The organism is Amycolatopsis sp. NPDC051372 (assembly GCF_040682095.1).
In the GTDB taxonomy this organism is placed as follows: Bacteria; Actinomycetota; Actinomycetes; order Mycobacteriales; family Pseudonocardiaceae; genus Amycolatopsis.
Genome location: NZ_JBFBAF010000095.1, coordinates 1 through 1735, shown reverse-complemented (window position 1 = coordinate 1735; position 1735 = coordinate 1). Strand labels below are relative to the sequence as shown.

Genomic DNA, 1735 nt, shown 5'->3' with positions numbered 1-1735 from the left:
GGAGGGAAAAGGATGCTGCAAATCCCACAGAATTATATTCATACGCGCTCAACGCCTGTCTGGAATAAACAAACTGCGCCTGCCGGCATATTCGAACGTCATCTTGATAAAGGAACGCGCCCGGGGGTTTACCCCATAAGCGCTAACTTAAGGGTTGAACCATCTGAAGAATGCGACGCCTCGGTGCCTCGTTAAGACGATGCCTCGCGTTCTTCAATTGCGTTTTGTAGGCTGTCAGGGATACTGTCCCACGAATGGCCACCTGTAAGCTCCAGATGACCATTTTTGTTATTCTCCACAACGAGTTAGTTCTTCTTTTCGGATCCGGCACTTCTGGGGGGGAAATCCAGCGATGGCTGGATTATGTCGTCAATTAAAAATGCGGCGAGTAGATTAGCAAATATCCACGCTTTCGCGAGTTCAGGTTCCTTTGCACGCAAAGCATCCAGGTGCAGCAAACTTTTGAGCCGCTTAAAAGCCAGTTCAATTTGCCATCGCAGACGGTAACAATCAGCCACTTGCTCTGCTGAATATTCATCTTCCGGTAATGATGTTAGCAATAGCACATGGCCCGCTGCTTCCAGCGTTTCCGCCTGAACTACTCGTCCTTTTCGACGATTCTCGCTGAGCAGTCGGGTTTTACTGATTAATGCTTTTTCGGGAGGAAGTGATACGGCAATGAGACGTGCCGGAAAGGGAGCTCCGGCTTTTTTATTACCTGAATTGCCTATCATTACAGTGGTTTCACCGTTCTTACCGCAATCCAGCCCGCGCAGAAAACCCATCATGTCAAAGCGCATTCCTTCTGCAGTTAACCAGCGCAATCCTCGCCAGTGAACCCGGACGATATAATCAGCTTCTCCAAAAGCAAGTGAGCGGATACATTCGGGACGCGAACCGAATCCCCGGTCAGCAATGCGTATCTCGTCTGCCGTTTGCGCAAATCGGTCCAGCCGTTCAGCGTCTCTGCTGTCGGTTAGCTCAAAATCAGTGAACTGACAGGTATGAGGATCATATCCCATATGTAGTCGCCATTCAGCGCTGCCGCCCCCGGGCGCACTGATTGCTGTTCCATCGACAAGACGCAATCTCTTTCCGCTTGTACAACCCGTAACTGCGGCGCGTACAGCAAGTGTTTGTGCGGCAAGTATGCCAAACCAGTCGGCGGCATTCCGCAGCCGCTTCAGGAGAGCCACGTCAGATAATGTTGCAACGTCATGGAGCTGAGCCCATGCAGTGACTTCACGTAATGACATCCCCCCGGGGCCGTAAGCCAGCCCCAGACGTAGCAGAGTTGCAGCATCACGAATTTCGCGGCGGCGGGTTAGAGCCCCGGCATTACGTGCCGAAGTATCCAGTTCTTCGGGCTTACCAATATGGGCCAGAATTGCTGACCAGTTATCGTGAGAGTAATTCATCGGCACGTTAAATCATATCAGGCGTAATACCACAACCCTTAAGTTAGCGCTTATGGGGTTTTTCCCCACCGTTCAGGGTGTTCCCCGCGCCAGCGGGGATAAACCGGTCATCACGATGAATCAAAATTTCGCCCAGCTGTGTTCCCCGCGCCAGCGGGGATAAACCGCTTCTCCACCGTTTGGCGAATCGGTGTGAGGGGTGTTCCCCGCGCCAGCGGGGATAAACCGATTGTTATAATTATTTATTGAAATATCATTCCGTGTTCCCCGCACCAGCGGGGATAAACCGAATCTATTGTGAATTTGAAATGGTCCAG

The 1735-nt window shown here is 51.5% G+C and carries 1 protein-coding gene, 1 pseudogene and 1 CRISPR repeat array; of the genes and pseudogenes, one reads left to right on the top strand and one right to left on the bottom strand.

All coding sequences use genetic code 11. The features are described 5' to 3' along the window. Nucleotides 1-12: 12 nt before the first annotated feature. Nucleotides 13-135: pseudogene (yeaR, locus tag AB0M56_RS50475) on the top strand (DUF1971 domain-containing protein YeaR); the annotation flags it as partial. A gap of 170 nt (nucleotides 136-305) precedes the next feature. On the opposite strand, the gene AB0M56_RS50470 reads toward yeaR, so the two are convergent. After that, nucleotides 306-1418: an IS4-like element IS421 family transposase gene (locus AB0M56_RS50470; protein ID WP_001300563.1), complete on the bottom strand. Its 1113-nt coding sequence runs from the start codon at nucleotides 1416-1418 to the stop codon at nucleotides 306-308. A 77-nt stretch (nucleotides 1419-1495) separates the two neighbouring features. After that, nucleotides 1496-1708: a CRISPR direct-repeat array (repeat unit 29 nt; unit sequence GTGTTCCCCGCGCCAGCGGGGATAAACCG). Between the last annotated feature and the right edge of the window lie 27 nt (nucleotides 1709-1735).